The sequence below is a fragment of the Novosphingobium profundi genome (assembly GCF_018491765.1).
Taxonomy (GTDB): Bacteria; Pseudomonadota; Alphaproteobacteria; order Sphingomonadales; family Sphingomonadaceae; genus Novosphingobium; species Novosphingobium profundi.
Genome location: NZ_JABWCU010000014.1, coordinates 100,042 through 116,704 on the forward strand (window position 1 = coordinate 100,042; position 16,663 = coordinate 116,704).

Genomic DNA, 16,663 nt, shown 5'->3' on the forward strand with positions numbered 1-16,663 from the left:
CGATAACGGTCAGGGGCGCAGTCGCGCGTCCGGCTCAGAACTCGTAGCCGAAAGTCGCGCCGTAGGTGCGCGGCGGCATCAGCGTGCCGCCGATCGTGCGGCTTGTGGCGACCGCGTAGCTGCCCGCCCAGACGAGCTTGTCGGTGACGTTCTTGACCCACAGGTTGAGCGAGGCGTGCCCGTCCGAGTGGCGGTAGCGCACGTTGGCATCGACCATCGTGTAGGCGTCCTGTGCCAGGCGATCGTCGTTGAACTCGGTGTGGTACTGCTTGGACTTGTAGGCGACGTTGGTGCCCAGCGTCACGCTCGCCCCGCTGTCGAACGGGATGCGGTAGGTCGGGTTGAAGTTGAACGTCCACTTGGGGCTCATGCGGGTGTAGTTGCCCGAAAGGTCGGACGGGGCCACGCTCGAGCCGTTGGGGCCGAACAGGGTGGGATCGAGCGGATCGATCGAGGTGAAGTCGGTGAACTTGGAATTGAGGTAGGCGCCCGAGAGGTCGAGCATGAGCGCGCGCGTCGCCTGCCAGCGGAATTCGACTTCGGCGCCATAAGCCCGGCTGGCCGCCGCGTTGTCGAGCGTGCTGGCGAAGTAGGGCGGGTTGGGGATCGGGAAGGAGCGCTGGAACTGCCCGTTCTTGAGCGTCTGGTAGAACACCGCGAGGTTGGTCTGCAAGGTGCCCGCATCGTACTTGATGCCGCCCTCGAAGGCCTCGACCTTCTCCGGGTTGACGAAGGGTGTGGTTGCCGTGGCGCTGCGGCGCGAACCGATCTCGGCGGTGCCCGACTTGAAGCCGCGCGACCAGTTGAAATAGACCATCACGCCATCGTCGGGCCGGTACTCGAAGCCGGCCGAGGGGGAGAAGTTGTCCCAGGACTTGGACGTGTCCCATTGCAGCGCGTCGAGCACGAAGCCGGTCGCGGCGGTGCCGATCCCCGAATTGTTTTCGAGGTGGCGCTTCTCCCACGAATAGCGCCCGCCCAGTTTGAGCGAGAGCTGGTCGGTGAGGTCGTAGGTGGCGTTGGCGAAGACCGCCCAGGTCTCGATCCCGAGCTGGCCGTCGAACTGGACGCGGTAGGGGTCGGTGTCCTCGAGCACGTCGTAGCCGATGTGGTTTTCGACGCGGATGTGCTCCTTCAGGTAGAATGCCGCGACGATCGCGTGGAGACGGTCGGTCTCGATGCTGGTCTGCAGTTCCTCGCTGAACTGGTGCTGCCATACCGGCTGCCAGTGGTTGGCGCTGGTCTGGAGCGCGTTGGTCTGCGCCAGCGGATAGCCGAGGTAGCTCGACATGTCGAAGTCGTGGAAGAAGTAGGCGCGGAAATTACGGTAGGAGGTGAGCGACTTGACCGAGATGGCGTCGCTGGCGTCCTAGGTCGCGATGCCGGTGAAGGCGTATTGCTTGCGGTCGTTGATGGGGTCGAAGTTGGTGTTGAGGTTGCGCACCTTGCTGGCGAAGGCGGCCTGGCTGCCGTCGGCGTTGGTGCGCTGGCCCAGCGCGGTGAGGCTGGCGATCGTCGTGTCCGGGAACGAGACTTCGCGGAACTTGACCGCCAGCGCGCGGTCGTCCTCGGTGTGCAGCTCGCCGGTCAACAGCAGCGAGAGCTTCTCGGTCGGCTGGAGCATGAGGTGGCCGCGCAGCGACCACTGCTTGGCGTTGTCGATCTGGCTGCCGGTGTATTCGTTGTGCCCGTAGCCGTCGCGGTCGATGCGCTGGACGGCGATACGCGCGAGCACGCCCTCGGCCAGCGGGCCGCTGATCGCCGCGTCGGTCTGGAGCAGCAGGGCATCGCCGCCGATGGTCTGGCGTACATAGCCCGAGAGGTAGTCGGTCGGCTTGGCGGTGATGAGGTTGACCGCGCCGCCCGTGGCGTTGCGCCCGTAGAGCGTTCCCTGCGGGCCGCGCAGCACTTCGACGCGTTCGAGGTCGAACATCGATCCCAGCTGCGCCTGCGGCAGCGAGACGACGACGCTGTCGACGTGGAGCGCGACCGAAGGATCCACGCCAGGCAGCGAGCTCGACAGGCCGATGCCGCGGATGAAGAGCTTGGCGAAGTTGAAGTCGTTGCCGAAGCTGATCGAGGGCACCAGCGTCTGCAAGCCCTCGAGCGTGACGGTGTTGTTCGCGGCGAGCTGTTCGGTGCCCACCGCCGCAACCGAGAGCGAGACGTCCGACAGCGCCTGCGCGCGCTTCTGCGCGGTCACGATGATCTCGCCGGAGCCGATTGGCGGGTTGCTGGCCGTTTCCTGCGCACTGGCGGGCTGCGCGGCCAATACCGCAGCGCCCGACCCGAAAATCACACTCGCACGAAGCCACCCGCGCGTGAATGCACGTGCCTGTTTCATTGAAAATCCCCTCCTTGAACCGACCCCTTGCCCGGGCCGCCGCGCTCTATTCGGCGCATTCCTTTATTTAGGCCGTTCCTGCGGTGGGATCAACGGTATTGTAATGAATAATAGCAAAGTTGATCATGACAATTTGGTAATTCGTTACTTTTCAGAAGCTTTTGCAGAGAAGGCTTGGCAATTCCCATGTGTCCTCTGTGAGGGGCGCAGGGTTGGGCGAGGAGCGCAGGCCGCAAGGCCGCGCGCTCCTCGCCCCGATGCATCAGATCGGCATGCCTTGCGGGACTTGCGGGCTGGCGGCGGGAGCAAGGGCGCGGGTGAGCGCGTCCTTGTCGGAGAGCATGGCGGCGGTTCCCCTTGCCCAGCGGGCGTCCTCGCCGGGCCCCTTGGTGGCGGCGAGGTCCGCTGCGATCGCGTGGAGGCGATCGCCAAGGATCGCGGCGACGTCGGCCGGGGTCGCGGGATCCCGCGCGGCCCTGGCGAGGCTGACGAGGGTGCGGGTGGCGATCCGCCGTCCCACCGCCCCGGTACGCGCGCCGAGCGTTGCGGCGACGAGCTTGTCGAGCACTTCGTCCAGCCCCGGAAGGCGTGTGTCGGCCTGGTGTTGAAGGTAGATGCGCTGGAGACGTGCGGGGGCGAGCAGCGAGGTGAGCGTCACTTGCGCGCCCACATCGGCGGCCACCAAGGGATCGAAGGCACCCGCGCCTGCGGTGTCGAGCACTTCGACGTCGTACTGCGCGTCGCTGCGCCCGTTCTGGCCCGATGTCAGCAGCGGCAGGAGCCTTGCCGGCACGGTAAGCTCCTTCTCCGACAGCGTTTCGAGCAAGGCGTCGAGTGCGGCTTCCTGTTTTTCCGCCGTGGCCGGTGCGGGCAGGGGACTGCCGTCACCCGCCAGCGCATACGTGTATTCGACCCCGCCCAGCAGCTTGCCCACCGCGTCGACCTCGTAGCGGTGGAGCAGCCAGAGGGGTACGAACTTGCGCCTGAGGTCGGCCATCGGCTCGCCGGCATGGAGCACGCCCGGGCCGAACGTGCCGAGCGCGATGCGGCGCACGTTCAGGATGTGCAGAAGGTCGGGGGCCTCGTCGGCGCCCTCGGTCCACATGCTGTCGCCGGGCACGGCAAGGTCCGCGCTGCGCCCGTCGATGTCGGTCATGAAGCGCATGCCCGAGGCGACGATCGCGTCGGCCTTGGCCTTGGCGACGCCTTCCGGGTCGGTGCCGGGGGCGCCCTGGCCGTAGAGCCAGTCGACGGTGAATTTGTCCCAGCTGCCGATGCCGCTGGCGTAGGCGTCGGAAAGATCGATCGCACCGTCGCGGATGGCCATGCGCGCGATCGGGTAGTCCATCACCGAAGTGCGGTCCTGGGTCGAGCCTTCGAAGTTGTGCACGAAGCCGATCGCGTGCCCCACTTCGTGCGCGCCAAGCTGGCTGAGCCGGGCAAGCGCGATGCGCACCGGGTCCTGGGGGCCGCCGGTGTTTTCCTGCGCGGTGCCGACCAGGCTCTCGTAGAGGATCACGTCCTGGCGCACGCGCAGCGCGCCGAGCACGACGTTGCCCTTGATGATCTCGCCCGTGCGCGGATCGATCACGCCGCCGCCATAGGACCAGCTGCGGGTCAGTCGGTCGCCCCAGTTGACGACGTTGTAGCGCACGTCCTGCGGGTCGGCACCGGGGGGCAGCGTCTTGACCTGGAAGGCGTCGATGAAGCCGGCGGCCTCGAAGGCCTGGTTCCACCAGGCGACGCCGGTGGCCAACGCGGTGCGGATCGGCTCGGGGGCGGCGCTGTCGATGTAGAAGACGATCGGCTTCTTGACCTTCGAGCGGGGAGCGGCGGGATCGATCTTGTCGAGGCGGAAGTGATTGGCGAGCTGGACCTCGACGTCCTGGCCGAGCGGCGTGCCGAAGTCGTAGACTTGCGTGCCGTGCGCGCCCGAGCGGATGTCGAGGCGGCGGACCTGGAAGCCGGGCCCGGGCAATTCGACGAGCGAGTGGTGGACGACGAAGCTGACCTTGCGGCTTTCGGGTGCGATATCGCCCACTTCGCGGCCCGGCTTGTCGTTGACGAAGGTTTGAACTGCTTCGAATTCGACGTTCTTCGGGAAGACCTTGACCGCGGAAGGGTCCGCCACGCTAAGCGCCGGGTCGAGCTTCCAGCCCGGGGCATCGGCGCCCAGCGCCTGCGCGATGTTCATGGTGTCGCTGGCGAGGAAGGGGGCAAGGTCGATCGTTGCTGAGCCGTCGGGCGCGGTCGCGACGATGTCGACCATGGCGAGCGTGCTGAAGGGAAAGCTCTGGCGCGCGCCCTGTTCGATTTCGGCGGGGCCACTCGCGCGAAAGCGCGGGTTCTCGAAGGTGATCGCCATCTTGCGCCCGTAGCGGCGGAAGGCGAGCACGTGCGTTTCGCCGAGCATGCCGTGGTCGAGGCGAACCGGAGCCGAACCGAGCCCGACCTTGAGCGCGGTGGCGTAGAGGTAGCGCCCGCTTACCCCTTGCGCGTCCGGCGCGGGCAGGGTGACGAGGACCTGTCCGGTCTGCTTGTCGACGCGTACGGGCAGGAGCGTGCCGTCCGAAGTGCTGGCGACGGTCTGGACTTGCGCGTGCGCAACGTGGGGCAGCGCGACCCCCGCAAGGAGCGGCGCGCAAAGAGTGCCCGCAAGTAGGACGCCGCGCAGATGGCGCGAGACGGAAAGGCGCATGTAAATCCCCCTGGAAACGACACGAAGGTGGATCCGCCCAAATCTTGGTCATGCATTAACCAGGGTCTCGGGCGGTTTCTGGCGAAACGGACAAGAGCTTGTCCGAATTTTTTCAAGGTAACATGCAAGGACTTGCATTATCTAGGAATTTTCAGCAGCATTTTGCTGAAATTTGATGGAATCGCGGGTCGACAGAACATTAGTTGAAGGATTCGGAACTTGGACATCGAGCGCACCGATTATCGCATCCTCAACGAGCTCTCGCTCGACGGGCGCATGCCCGACGTGACTTTAGGCGAACGCGTCCATCTCTCCAGCACTGCGGTCGCGCGGCGCCGAAAGATCCTCGAGGAAAAGGGCATCATTCGCGGCTACGAGGCCGATCTCGACCTCGGCAAGCTCGAACTTGCCATGACCGTGGTGGTGATGATCGAACTCGCGAGCCAGGCCGAGCATGTCCTCAACGAGTTCGAACAGGCGGTGGTCGCCTGTCCCTCGCTGTCCTATTGCAGCTTCATCTCGGGCGAGACCGATTTCCTGATGATCCTGCACGTGCGCTCGTTCGAGGACTACGACCGGGCCTACCGGCGCGAGCTTTCGACGCTGCCGCACGTCGCGCGCATCCGCAGTAGCTTCGTGATGCGCAACGTGCTCGACCACCGGCTGCCCCCGGCGCTGTTCGAGCCGATGACGAATCCGGCGCGCAAATCGCGGCGATGAACATGGATGCGGCAGCGCAATCGGTCGTCACCGGGCGCGCGAATAGGGAATTTCTCCGTAGAAGCGGGGCTGGACGATGAATTCCGGCAAATCGACCTGAAATTCGCCCGCAATTTGCGAAGATGCAACGAGGCAAGCCTGTTATACATTTCATGTCGATTGCGAAATATTAAGTCGCTTTAGCGCGATCGAGAGGGCTTTTAGACAAGAGGCGCAAGGCGCGCCATGGGGGGACACGAGGACGTCGCCGTGATTACACGGCGCGGAGCAACAGGCCGCGCCGCCTTAATGGGATCAATCCGAAAATGAATTCGTGCGCTCCGATAGGGGGAGCGCGCGCGGCGGGGCGCACGTCCTTGCCGCGGGGGAGAGGTGTGTCCGCGAGAGGCCTGTCGTTTGATCGCTAACGAAGAGGGCTCAACCATGAATGCACGCAGCGTATTCCGGCTCGGCGCCGGGACGGGGGACAGCCGTGTCCCGTCGATCCGCCCACGTCCCGGCCTGATGAGGAGCACGGCGCTGGCCGCGCTCGGCCTGGGCCTGCTGGCGGCGGGCACCGCGCGCGCGGCCGATGCGGCGGACGCGGCCACTGCCGCCGACGCCGCCGCGCCCGCGCCGGAGCCATCGGAAGCCATCGTCGTCACCGGCTCGCGCATCGTGCGCGATGGCTATAGCGCGCCGACGCCGGTCACCGTGCTCGGTTCCGAGCAGATCGCGGCGCAAGCGCCCGCCAACATCTCCGACTTCGTCAACCAGCTGCCCGCGATCACGCAAGGCAGCACTTCGGCGAACAGTTCGGGCAGCCTCTCGAACGGCAATGCCGGCATCGCCTCGGTCAACTTGCGCGGGCTGGGCGCGAGCCGCACGCTGGTCCTGCTCGACGGGCAGCGCTCGGTCGCCTCGAGCGTCAACGGCACGGTCGACGTCAACACCATCCCGCAGGATCTCGTCGAGCGGGTCGAGGTGGTCACCGGCGGCGCCTCGGCGCAATACGGTTCGGACGCGGTGGGCGGCGTCATCAACTTCATCCTCGACAAGAAGTTCACCGGGCTCAAGCTCACCGCCGACGACGGTCTCACCACTTATGGCGACGGCTTCAACTACCGCCTCTCCGCCAGCGCGGGCTTCTCGCTGCTCGACGATCGGCTGCACCTGCTGTTCAACGCCAGCTACTTCAAGCAGGAGGCGGTCTCCTCGATCAAGCGCTCGTGGAACGACAGCGCCTACTTCATGATCACCAACCCCAACTACGACGGGACCAACGGCGAGCCCGAGCGTCTCGTCGGGTCGGGCTATGCGCCTTACACCTATACCAAGGGCGGGCTGATCACTTCGGGGGCCCTGAAGGGCACCTACTTCCTCGGCGAAGGGCAGACCGGGCAGCTGAATTACGGCGACTACAGCTCGACCTCGAGCCCGTGGATGATCGGGGGCGACACGGACGTCACGCTCGATGGCCATGCGGGCACCAACTCGCTGCTGCCCGACGAGAACCGCATCGCGGCCTTCAACCGCACTTCCTTCGACGTGACCCCCGACATCGAGATCTTCGGGCAGGTCTCGTACAACCGCTACCACGGGCGCAGCTATTACCAGCAGACCCCGAGCACGGGCGTCACCATCCAGTCGGACAACGCCTACCTGCTCAGCCAGTATCCCTCGGTGGCGGCGGCGATGGCGGCCAACAATCTCTCCAGCATCACCATCGGCACCAGCAACGCCGGGTTTCCGGTGCCGGGCAGCAACAACACGCGCGAGGTCTACCGCTTCGTGGGTGGCGGCGATGGCGCGTTCGACGCGCTGGGGCGCAACTGGCGCTTCAACGCCTACTACCAGCACGGGGTGACCAAAGCGCACGAGGAACTGCAGAACACCTGGAACAATGCGCGCATGGCGCTGGCGCAGGATGCGGTCTACGATTCTTCGGGCAACATCGTGTGCCGCTCGACGCTGACCGATCCCGACAACGGCTGCGTGCCGATCGATCGACTTGGCACCGATGGCCCCTCGGCCGCGGCGCTGGCCTACATCTACGGCGATGCCCAGCCCCAGCGCGACCAGACGATCAAGGAGGACGTCGCCTCGGTCAGCTTCAACACCACCGCCTTCGACATGCCCGCTGGGCCCGTCGACGTCGCCTTCGGCGGCGAATGGCGGCGCGAAGGGATCGACGGCCACGTCGATGCGGAATTCAATTCGGGCTGGCTCTACGGCAACTATCTGGTCAACCAGGGCTCCTACAACGTCAAGGAAGGCTTCATCGAGGTCTCGCTGCCCTTGTTCTCCGGCTTCGATCTCGACGGTGCGGGGCGCTATACCGACTATTCGACCTCGGGCGGGGTCGCCACCTACAAGTTCGGGGCGACCTGGCAGCCGATCGAGGACGTCAAGTTTCGGGGCACCTACAGCCATGACATCCGGGCGCCCAACCTGCAGGAGCTGTTCGCGGCGGGCACCGCGCGCACCAATACCGTCATCCTGCCCGGCAACGCGCCGATCTCGGGCTCGCAGCAGTTCACCGAGAACACGGTCGGCAATCCCAACCTGAAGCCGGAGAAGGCCAATACCTGGACCGCCGGGCTCGTGCTCACGCCCGGTTTCCTGCCGGGCCTCAGCGCCTCGTTCGACTACTACGACATCAAGATCACCGACGCGATCGGCACGGTGACCTCGCAGGACACCGTCGACAACTGCTACGATCTCGGGCTCCAGGAGTATTGCAACAACATATCCTACGTGAACGGCGCGCTTTCCGGGATCACCGTGCAGCCCTTCAACTTCGCCAGCCAGCACGAGAAGGGCTTCGACGTCGCGGCCAGCTACCGCACGCCGCTCTCGGCGATTTCCGAAAGCCTGCCCGGAAACTTCAGCATCAGTGGCGACCTCACCCACTACATCTCGAACGTCGTCGACAACGGGGTCTTCCCGATCGACTACGCCGGGGTCAACGGGGGCAGCCTATCGGGCACGTACAGCTCGCCGAGCTGGGTCTACCGCATCAGCACCTTCATCGAGGTCGACCCGGTGCTGTTCAACTTCGTGGTGCGCGGCTTCAGCGACGGCGTCTACGGCAACGACTATATCGAATGCACCAGCGATTGCCCGGCCTCGACCACGCAGTACCGCACGATCAACGACAACCACATCAACGGTGCGATCTACTACGACGCCTCGGTGCGCTTCAAATTGCGCAGCGCAGGGCGCGAGGCCGCGCTGACCTTCATCGTCAACAACCTGCTCAACCGCGACCCCGAGCTAATCGGCAACGGGCCGAGTGGCAACAACGTGCCCGCCTACGCGCAGACCAACCGCTCGCTCTACGACGTGCTGGGCCGCACTTTCCGCGCCTCGCTTTCCTTCACCCTGTGACCTTGTTCACCCGATCCGGGAGCCTGAAGACCATGTCCAATCCGTTCCGTTCCACTCGCCTGCTGGGGGCGCTCGCGCTCGGCACGGCGCTTGCCGTGCTGCCCTTGCCTGCCCTTGCCGCGCCCGACGAGGCGAGCCTCAAGAAAGAGGCGATAAGCGATGTCGAGGCCCATGCGACGATGATCCAGAAGGGCGTCGATTCGCTCTTCAGCTTTGCCGAACCCGGCTTTCAGGAAGTGCGCAGTTCGGCCTATCTTGCCGATCTGCTGGAAAAGAACGGCTTCAAGGTGACGCGCGGCGTGGCGGGCATTCCCACCGCCTTCACCGCGACCTGGGGCAGCGGCGGTCCGCTGATTGCGCTGGGCAGCGACATCGACGGCCTTCTCGGCGTCTCGCAATATCCCGGACTGCCTTACGCCAAGCCGATGGTCGCGGGCGCGCCCGGGCATGGCGAGGGGCACAATTCGGGCATGCCGATGATGATCGCGGCGGCGATCGCGGCCAAGGACATGATGATCAAGTACAAGATCCCCGGGCGCCTGATGGTCTGGCCGGGAATTGCCGAGGAAAACCTGGGCACCAAGGCCTATTACGTGCGCGAGGGAATGTTCAAGGGGGTCGACGCCAACATCTTCGCGCACGTCGCCAACAGCTTCGGCACCGCCTATGGCGAGATGGGCATGAACGGCATGGTCTCGGTGGAGTACACCTTCACGGGCAAGACCGCGCATTCGGCGGGCGATCCCTGGGACGGGCGCAGCGCGCTCGACGCGGTCGAGATCATGGACACCGCGTGGAACTTCCGGCGCGAGCACCTGCCGGTGACCCAGCGCTCGCACTACGTGATTACCGAAGGGGGCGGTCAGCCCAACGTGGTTCCGGGCGAGGCCAAGGTCTGGTACTTCTTCCGCGATCGCACCTTCGGCGCGGTGCGCGAGATGTTCGAGACCGGCAACACGATTTCCCAGGCCGCCGCGATGGCGACGGGCACTACCGTCAGCCACCGGATTCTGGGCTATGCCGCGCCCAACTACGGCAACAAGCCGATGGCCGAGGCCGCGCAGGCCAATATCGAGGCGGTCGGCATGCCCACCTGGAGCAGCGACGACCAGGCCTTCGCCAAGGCCGTGCAGACCAATTTCGGCCGCACGATCGAGCCGCTGCGCGACAAGGTCGAGCCGCTCTCCACGCCCGAAACGCGCGAGCGTTCGATCGGCGGGGGCTCGGACGACATCGGCGACGTGATGTGGACGGTGCCCACGATCACCATCCGCTACCCCTCGAACATCCCCAACATGATCGGCCACAACCTGACTTCGGCGGTCGCGATGGCGACGCCGATCGCGCACAAGGGCGCGGTGGCCGGGGCCAAGGCGGTGGCGATGACGGTGCTCGACCTGATGTTGAAGCCCGAACTGCTGGCGCAGGCCAAGGCCTATTTCGCGGACGTGCAGACCAAGGATGAAAAGTACGATCCGGTGATTACCGCGTCCGACAGCCCCGCGATCTGGCTCAACCAGGAGGCGATGGCGCGTTACCGTCCGCTGATGGAGCCGTTCTACTACCAGCAGGAGAAGTACCCGAGCTATCTCAAGCAGCTCGGCATTTCCTATCCGCAGCTGGCCGCGCCGCCACAGGCCAGCGCAACGGGCGAAGCCGCGAACCGCGCAGGCGGGGAGTAACCTCTCGGAAAGGCGAAGATGCCTTCGGTCCGGAAGGCGGCGGACGGTTGAGCCCCCGATCCCGTCGCGGGACGCGGCGTCCCGGTTCCGGACCCGTCACCGGCGCTGCCTGGGGAGCGCCGGTGACGAATCGGATGGGGGGCTTTGGCGGAGGGCAGGCTCAGGCGGCCGAGAGGTAGCGTGCCTGCATGGCCGAACCGGTGCGGAACTGGGCCGCCTGTTCGGCGAGCGTGGTCACCTCGCTCGAGAGGTTGCGCGCGGCGGCCGAGGTCTGCTCGACCATCGCCGCGTTCTGCTGGGTCGACTGGTCCATCGTGCCCACCGCCACGCTGATCTGGCCGATCGCGGTGGACTGGGCCTGGTTGTCGGCGGCCATCTGCCCCAGCAGTTCGTGCACTTGCGCGACGTCCTGCGAGATCTCCGCAAGCGCGCCGTCGACGCGTTCGACCATGCCGACCGCGGCGTGGATGTCGTTCTGCGTCACGGTAAGCTGCTCGCGGGCGCGCGAGGCCTCTTCCTCCGAGCGCATCGCGAGCGCCGAGACGAGATCGGCGACGACCGCGAAGCCGCGCCCTGCCTCACCCGCGCGGCCCGCCTCGACCGCCGCGTTCATGGCGAGGACCCGGGTCTGGAAGGCGATCTTGTCGAGGCCCTCGATCACGCTGTCGATGCCCTTGGCCCCTTCCGCGACGCGCGACATGGCCTGGACCGTCTCTTCGGCGATCGAGCGGCCGTTGCGCACCGTGGTGATCGCGCCGTCGGCGCGCGAGACGGTGCGTCCGGCGGCCTGTGCGGTGGCCTTGAGGCGTCCGTCCATCTGGGTGACGGCGGCCGCAGTCTGCTCGAGGCTGGCGGCGTTGGCTTCGGTGCGACGGGCGAGGTCCTCGGAAGCCTGGGCGATTTCGCCCGAGCCGGTGCGGATTGCCGCCGCGCTCTCGGTCACCGAGCCGATCAACCCGCGCAGGCTGGTGAGCGCCTCGTTGAAGTTGGTCTTGAGCTCGGCGTAGTCGGCGGGATAGTCGGCCTCGATGCGCGCGGTGAGGTCACCCTTGCTGAGCTGCTCGAGGCCCTCGCGCAAGGTGGAGGTGATGACGCGCTGCGCCTCGGTAGCACGCCGGTCGGCCTCGGCGCGGTTGACCGCGGCCATGCGGAACATCTCGACCGCCTGCGCCACTTCGCCCAGTTCGTCGGCGCGGTCGCGATGGGGCACGGCTGCATCGCCACCTTCGGCAAGGGTGGTGGTGGCATGGGCGAGTTCGGCCATGGGCTGGGAGACCGTGCGCGCGACGAGGTACCAGATCGCGACCAGTCCGCAGAGCGCCAGGATCGAGAGTACCAGCACGGCCCAGAAGGCGTTGGCGGCGAAAGTCTTGCCCCGCTCGTTGGCAGCATTGGCGCGGTCGCGGTGGGCGACGAGCAGCGCCTCGACGCCATCGAGCGCATCGTGCGAAGCTTCCTTGCCCTCCTTGCGCGAATAGGCGAGCGCTTCGTCGTAGCGGCCCTGGCGTGCCATCGACATGACGTTGGCGTTCGTCATCTCGAGCGTCTCGAGCGTGCCCTTGAGCGCATCGAGCTGCGGGGTGAGTTCCTGTGCGAGCGGCGCGTAGTCGGCAAGCGCCTTGGCGACGCCTTCCTTGTTCTTGACGTAGCGCTCGGCGTACTTCTGGTGGTCCTCGGCGGTGCGCACGAAAAGGTCGGCCATGATGATGATGCGGTGTTCGCGGATATGGCTCATCAACCGGCCGAGCGCCTCGGTCCCGGCGATGCCACGCTCGACGTGGTTGGTGGCGATGCTGCCGAGCTGCGACATCACGTAAATGCCCGAGCCCGCGACGCCGACCATGAAGAGGGCGATGATGCCGAAGGCGGTCATCATCTTGCGTGATAGTTTCAAGTCATTGAATAGTCTTAACATTATGCAAAAGCCTCCCAACAAGGGCTTAAGTAGAGCCCGCGTCATTATAGAGGGGCGGGGCCGCGCGGCACTTTTGTCAGGGGGGAATCTCGCCGTTTGCCGCGCTTCTGGAAGCGGCCGGGGGTGGTTCGGAGGGTACGCGGCGTGACGTGAGGCGAGGGCGGTTGGAACGGGCTTTCGTTCGTTCCGGCAGGTGGGACGAACAAGTCGTTTCCGAACGCCTGCGCATTCGTGCATCATGGCGGGGCAGGCCCGGGTTCCTCGGGCAACCCTTTGATCGGAGATCCTATTCGCATGACGTCGATCGCGAAATTGCCACCCGTTCTGCTTGCCGCGATGGCGATTGTGGGAGTCGGAGCGCCGTCGGCGCAAGCGCGCTGGGTGGAAAGCTGGCAGGCCGCGCCAAATCCCCAATCGGCTTCTCCGGCGGCGGCCTTCGCGAATGTCACGCTTACGCAGCTGGTGCGCATCTCGCACGGGGGAGGGAAGGTGCGGGTGCGCTTCACCAACCGTTACGGCGCGAAACCGCTGGAGATCGGTTCGGCGCGCATCGTGCGCGTGGATGATGCGGGGCGCGAGCTGCCCGGCACCGCGCGGGCCCTCACCTTCGCCGGACGGGCAAGTGCCCGGATCCCGAGCGGGGCATCGTTTCTCAGCGACGCGGTCGACCTTGCGGTGCCCGACCTTGCCCGCCTGAAGATCGAATTCTTCCTGCCCGAGGACACGGGCACCTGCACGTGTCATTCGCTCGGCCTCGAGCCACTGAGCGTCTCGCCGCCGGGCAATTTCGTGGGCAAAGCCTTTACCCCGGCCGACACCAGACAGGTGCGCGCGTTCGTCGAGGGCGTGGAGATCGATTCGTCCAGGGCGCTGGGCACGATCGTCGCCTTCGGAGACTCGATCACCGATGGCTACGGTTCGAGCTCGGGCAAGGACGCGCGCTGGCCGGATGCGTTGGCGCGTCGGCTTCATGCGGCGGGCAAGCCCTGGGCGCTCGCCAATGCCGGCATCTCGGGCAACCGCGTGCTCGCGCCGGGGATGGGCGATGCTGCGCTCAGCCGTTTCGACGCCGACGTGCTGAGCCTGCCCGGCGTGAAGTACCTCGTGCTGTTCGAAGGCGTGAACGACATCGGCATGTCGACGGGGCCCGACGCGAAAGGCCCGCCGGTCAGCGTCGAAGCCATGAAGGCGGGCTATCTCCAGCTCGTCGCGCGCGCCCACGCGCACGGCATCAAGGTAATCGCCTCACCGATCGCGCCCTACAAGGGATCGGGATACTGGTCCGAACAGGGCGAGGCCGTGCGCGCGGCGATCAACGCGTGGATTCTTTCGAGCGGGGCCTTCGATGCGATCGTGCGCTTCGACACCGCGCTGGCCGACCCGGCCGACCCGCAGCGTATCCGCGCGGATCTTCATTCGGGCGATCACCTGCACGGCAACGACAAGGGCTATGAGGCGATGGCCCGCGCGCTCGACCTGTCGCTTTTCACCGCCCGCTAGCGGTCCGATTCCGACATTCGCTACCGCTTGCGGCCACGCGGCGTCCGAATGTCGGCATCAATCCATGTGGGGAGCGAGGTCCCGCTTCCTTCCGGGGGCGGGAAAGGGCGCGTTGGCCTTCGGAAGGGCCTGCGCGGGCAGGCCTGGTACGAAGCGCCTGTTGTCGCCCCGGTGCTGGACGTTGGCCGGATAAGAAAGCGGGCCGGGATCGCCCTCCGGCACGGCCGGGGGGGGGGGGCTGGAAATAGGGTGATCATTTTGTTTTCGCTGTCCGCAGGGGCCGGCGTCATCCGCCTATATGGGGAGGAGGCGGGTGGCGGGACGCAGGGGGCGTGCCGCACCGCAGGGGATGGAGCACGCGATGCTTTGGAACAGGAGGGGACGATAGAGGTCTCCCTTTTTGTGCAGCCTTGCAGGTGCCGCCCCTGATTCCGGGCCACTGACCGCAGCTCCGGCCGCGATGCCGGAACGCCGCTTTCCCGCTTTCCCATTCGACTTCGCCTTGCGGGTTGCCCCCGCAATGCCGGCGCTCGTGCGCGCTGCATGGTCGTGTCCGTCAACGAATGAGGCCCCGCGTGGGCCGACCTTGAGAGAAATTCCCGATGCCGCTTTCGATTTCGCGTTGTCCCTCCGGCCGTGTTCTGGCTCTCGGCTCCAGTCCGCTGGTCCTTGCGGTCCTGTCGCTCGCCAGCCCGGCGCTGGCCGAACAGGTGCCCGCCGCGCCCGCGGTCTCGCCGGTGGCGATCACGCCGGACACGCTTGCGCCCAGGACCGGGGACGAGGGATTCCGGGTCAAGATTCCCGAAACCGGGGCGTTGCAGCCGCCTGTGGGGGCCGAGACCATGGCCGTCACGCTGGGCGACATCGCGATCGAAGGCAGCTTTCCCGAAGTCGCCGAGCCGGTGAAGCAGGCGACGGCGCGGCTCGAGGGCCGCCGCGTGTCGCTGGCCGAGATCTATGCCCTGGCTTCCGAGATCGAGGCGATCCACGCGCGCGCCGGATATGTCCTGGCGCGTGTCTCGGTCCCGCCGCAGGACTTGCGTGACGGCGGCTCGCTGCGTCTCGTCGTTACCGACGGATTTATCGAGACGGTCGACGTCGACGCCCTTCCCGCGCGCATTCGGCAACCGGCGCTGGCGCGCGCCGGTGCGCTGGTGGGACGCCGCCACCTGACGATGAACGCGATCGAGACCGCGCTCATGCGGACCAGCGACCTGCCGGGCATCCGCCTGCGCTCGACGATCATGCGCGGTGATGAACCGGGCGGCGCCCGGCTCGTGCTCGAAGGCGACCAGGCGCTCGTCACGGGCAGCCTGGGTGTCGGCAATCCGTTCGATTCCTCGCTCGGGAGCTGGGGGGCGACGCTGAGCCTTGCGGTCAATTCCGCCTTCGGCCTTGGCGAACAGATCTACGGCTTTGCGTCGAGCGACAAGCGCGTCGATCGCTTTTTCGATGATCACGCGCGCGCCCGCGTCGTGGGCGGCGGCTTCATGCTTCCCTTCGGCGACGGGCGCTTCAGCGTCAATCCCGAGGTCACCTTCGCGCGCACTGCGCCCGGGGGCGATGCGGGCATGCTCTATACGGTGGGCACGCTGCGCCGCATCAGCCTGCGCGGCAACGCCTCGCTCGTGCGGCTGCGGCGCGAACAGGCGGGCGTGACGCTGGCCTTCGAACAGATCGACGAGGCGAACAGGGCGCCCGAATTCGCCACGGACCTTAGCCACGACCGCTACTACGCCGCGCGGCTTGCGGGCACTTGGAGCCGGCTGACCGCTTCGGGCGCGCGCTATGGCGTGCGCGTCCAGCTCAGCCAGGGCCTGGGTGACCTCGGTGCGATCAGCCTGGGCGAAGCGACGGCGGCCGGGGTTCCCTTCTCGCGGCTCGGAGCGGCCAACGACTTCACCAGGATCGACGCCGCGCTTGGTGCCAGCTTCCGCCCGAGCCGGACGACGATGCTGGCCTTCACCTTGCGCGGGCAGACCGGCCTGGGTTCGCCCCTGTTCCGCGCCGAACAGCTAACGCTGGAGGGGGCCGATGGCCTCTCTGCCTATGTCGGCGGGCAGACGGCGACCGACAGCGGCTTCGTGGTACGCGAGGAGGCGAGCGCGGCGGTGCCGCTGGGCGCGGGACAGGGCCTGGTTCCCTATCTCTCGCCTTATGTCTTTGCCGCCTTCGGCCTGGGCTCGATCGCGCAGCCCACCGCTCTCGAGGACAAGCACATCAGCGCCTTCAACCTCGGCGCGGGATTGCGCTCGACGCTGGCGCAGCGGGTCGAGATCGGGGTCGAATACGCGCGCGGCCTGTCGGAGCGCGCCGCGCTCGACCGGGTCGATCGCATCAACGTCACCGCGACGCTTCGCTTCTGAGACAGGACAATTCGCGGAAATAAAGGGCCCGGCCGGCATGGGACATGCGCCGGTGGCCGCCGCTGACAG

The 16,663-nt window shown here is 66.6% G+C and carries 9 protein-coding genes; 5 read left to right on the forward strand and 4 right to left on the reverse strand.

Annotation, left to right across the window (positions count from 1 at the left end; genetic code table 11):
* Window positions 1–34: 34 nt before the first annotated feature.
* The 3 genes from HT136_RS16995 to HT136_RS17005 all read right to left on the reverse strand — a co-directional run bounded on the left by HT136_RS16995 (window position 35) and on the right by HT136_RS17005 (window position 5,042).
* Window positions 35–1,354: a TonB-dependent receptor gene (locus HT136_RS16995; protein WP_343222228.1), complete on the reverse strand. Its 1,320-nt coding sequence runs from the start codon at window positions 1,352–1,354 to the stop codon at window positions 35–37.
* Window positions 1,355–1,369: 15 nt separating this feature from the next.
* The gene (locus HT136_RS17000) at window positions 1,370–2,344 is read right to left on the reverse strand and encodes a TonB-dependent receptor (protein WP_214201004.1); all 975 of its coding nucleotides are present in this window, start codon (window positions 2,342–2,344) and stop codon (window positions 1,370–1,372) included.
* A gap of 262 nt (window positions 2,345–2,606) precedes the next feature.
* On the reverse strand, window positions 2,607–5,042 hold the full coding sequence (locus HT136_RS17005) for a zinc-dependent metalloprotease (RefSeq protein WP_214201005.1): 2,436 nt from the start codon (window positions 5,040–5,042) through the stop codon (window positions 2,607–2,609).
* A gap of 219 nt (window positions 5,043–5,261) precedes the next feature.
* Here HT136_RS17005 and HT136_RS17010 point away from each other — a divergent pair, with 219 nt between their 5' ends.
* The 3 genes from HT136_RS17010 (at window position 5,262) to HT136_RS17020 (ending at window position 10,813) form a co-directional block, all read left to right on the forward strand.
* Entirely contained in the window at window positions 5,262–5,762 is a 501-nt protein-coding gene (locus HT136_RS17010; RefSeq protein ID WP_246543810.1) for an Lrp/AsnC family transcriptional regulator, read from the forward strand.
* 504 nt (window positions 5,763–6,266) lie between these two features.
* Window positions 6,267–9,131, forward strand: coding sequence for a TonB-dependent receptor plug domain-containing protein (locus tag HT136_RS17015; RefSeq protein ID WP_214201063.1), 2,865 nt, complete (start codon window positions 6,267–6,269; stop codon window positions 9,129–9,131).
* Between the two features lie 32 nt (window positions 9,132–9,163).
* On the forward strand, window positions 9,164–10,813 hold the full coding sequence (locus HT136_RS17020; RefSeq protein ID WP_214201006.1) for an amidohydrolase: 1,650 nt from the start codon (window positions 9,164–9,166) through the stop codon (window positions 10,811–10,813).
* Window positions 10,814–10,973: 160 nt separating this feature from the next.
* On the opposite strand, the gene HT136_RS17025 is transcribed toward HT136_RS17020, so the two are convergent.
* Entirely contained in the window at window positions 10,974–12,707 is a 1,734-nt protein-coding gene (locus HT136_RS17025; RefSeq protein ID WP_246543811.1) for a HAMP domain-containing methyl-accepting chemotaxis protein, read from the reverse strand.
* 315 nt (window positions 12,708–13,022) lie between these two features.
* Between HT136_RS17025 and HT136_RS17030 the strand changes: the two genes are divergently transcribed.
* Together HT136_RS17030 and HT136_RS17035 are read left to right on the forward strand one after the other, a co-directional pair.
* Window positions 13,023–14,228 (forward strand): SGNH/GDSL hydrolase family protein, encoded by a 1,206-nt coding sequence (locus HT136_RS17030; protein WP_214201007.1) that lies wholly within the window; start codon window positions 13,023–13,025, stop codon window positions 14,226–14,228.
* 602 nt (window positions 14,229–14,830) lie between these two features.
* Window positions 14,831–16,594: a ShlB/FhaC/HecB family hemolysin secretion/activation protein gene (locus tag HT136_RS17035; protein ID WP_214201008.1), complete on the forward strand. Its 1,764-nt coding sequence runs from the start codon at window positions 14,831–14,833 to the stop codon at window positions 16,592–16,594.
* Window positions 16,595–16,663: the final 69 nt, after the last annotated feature.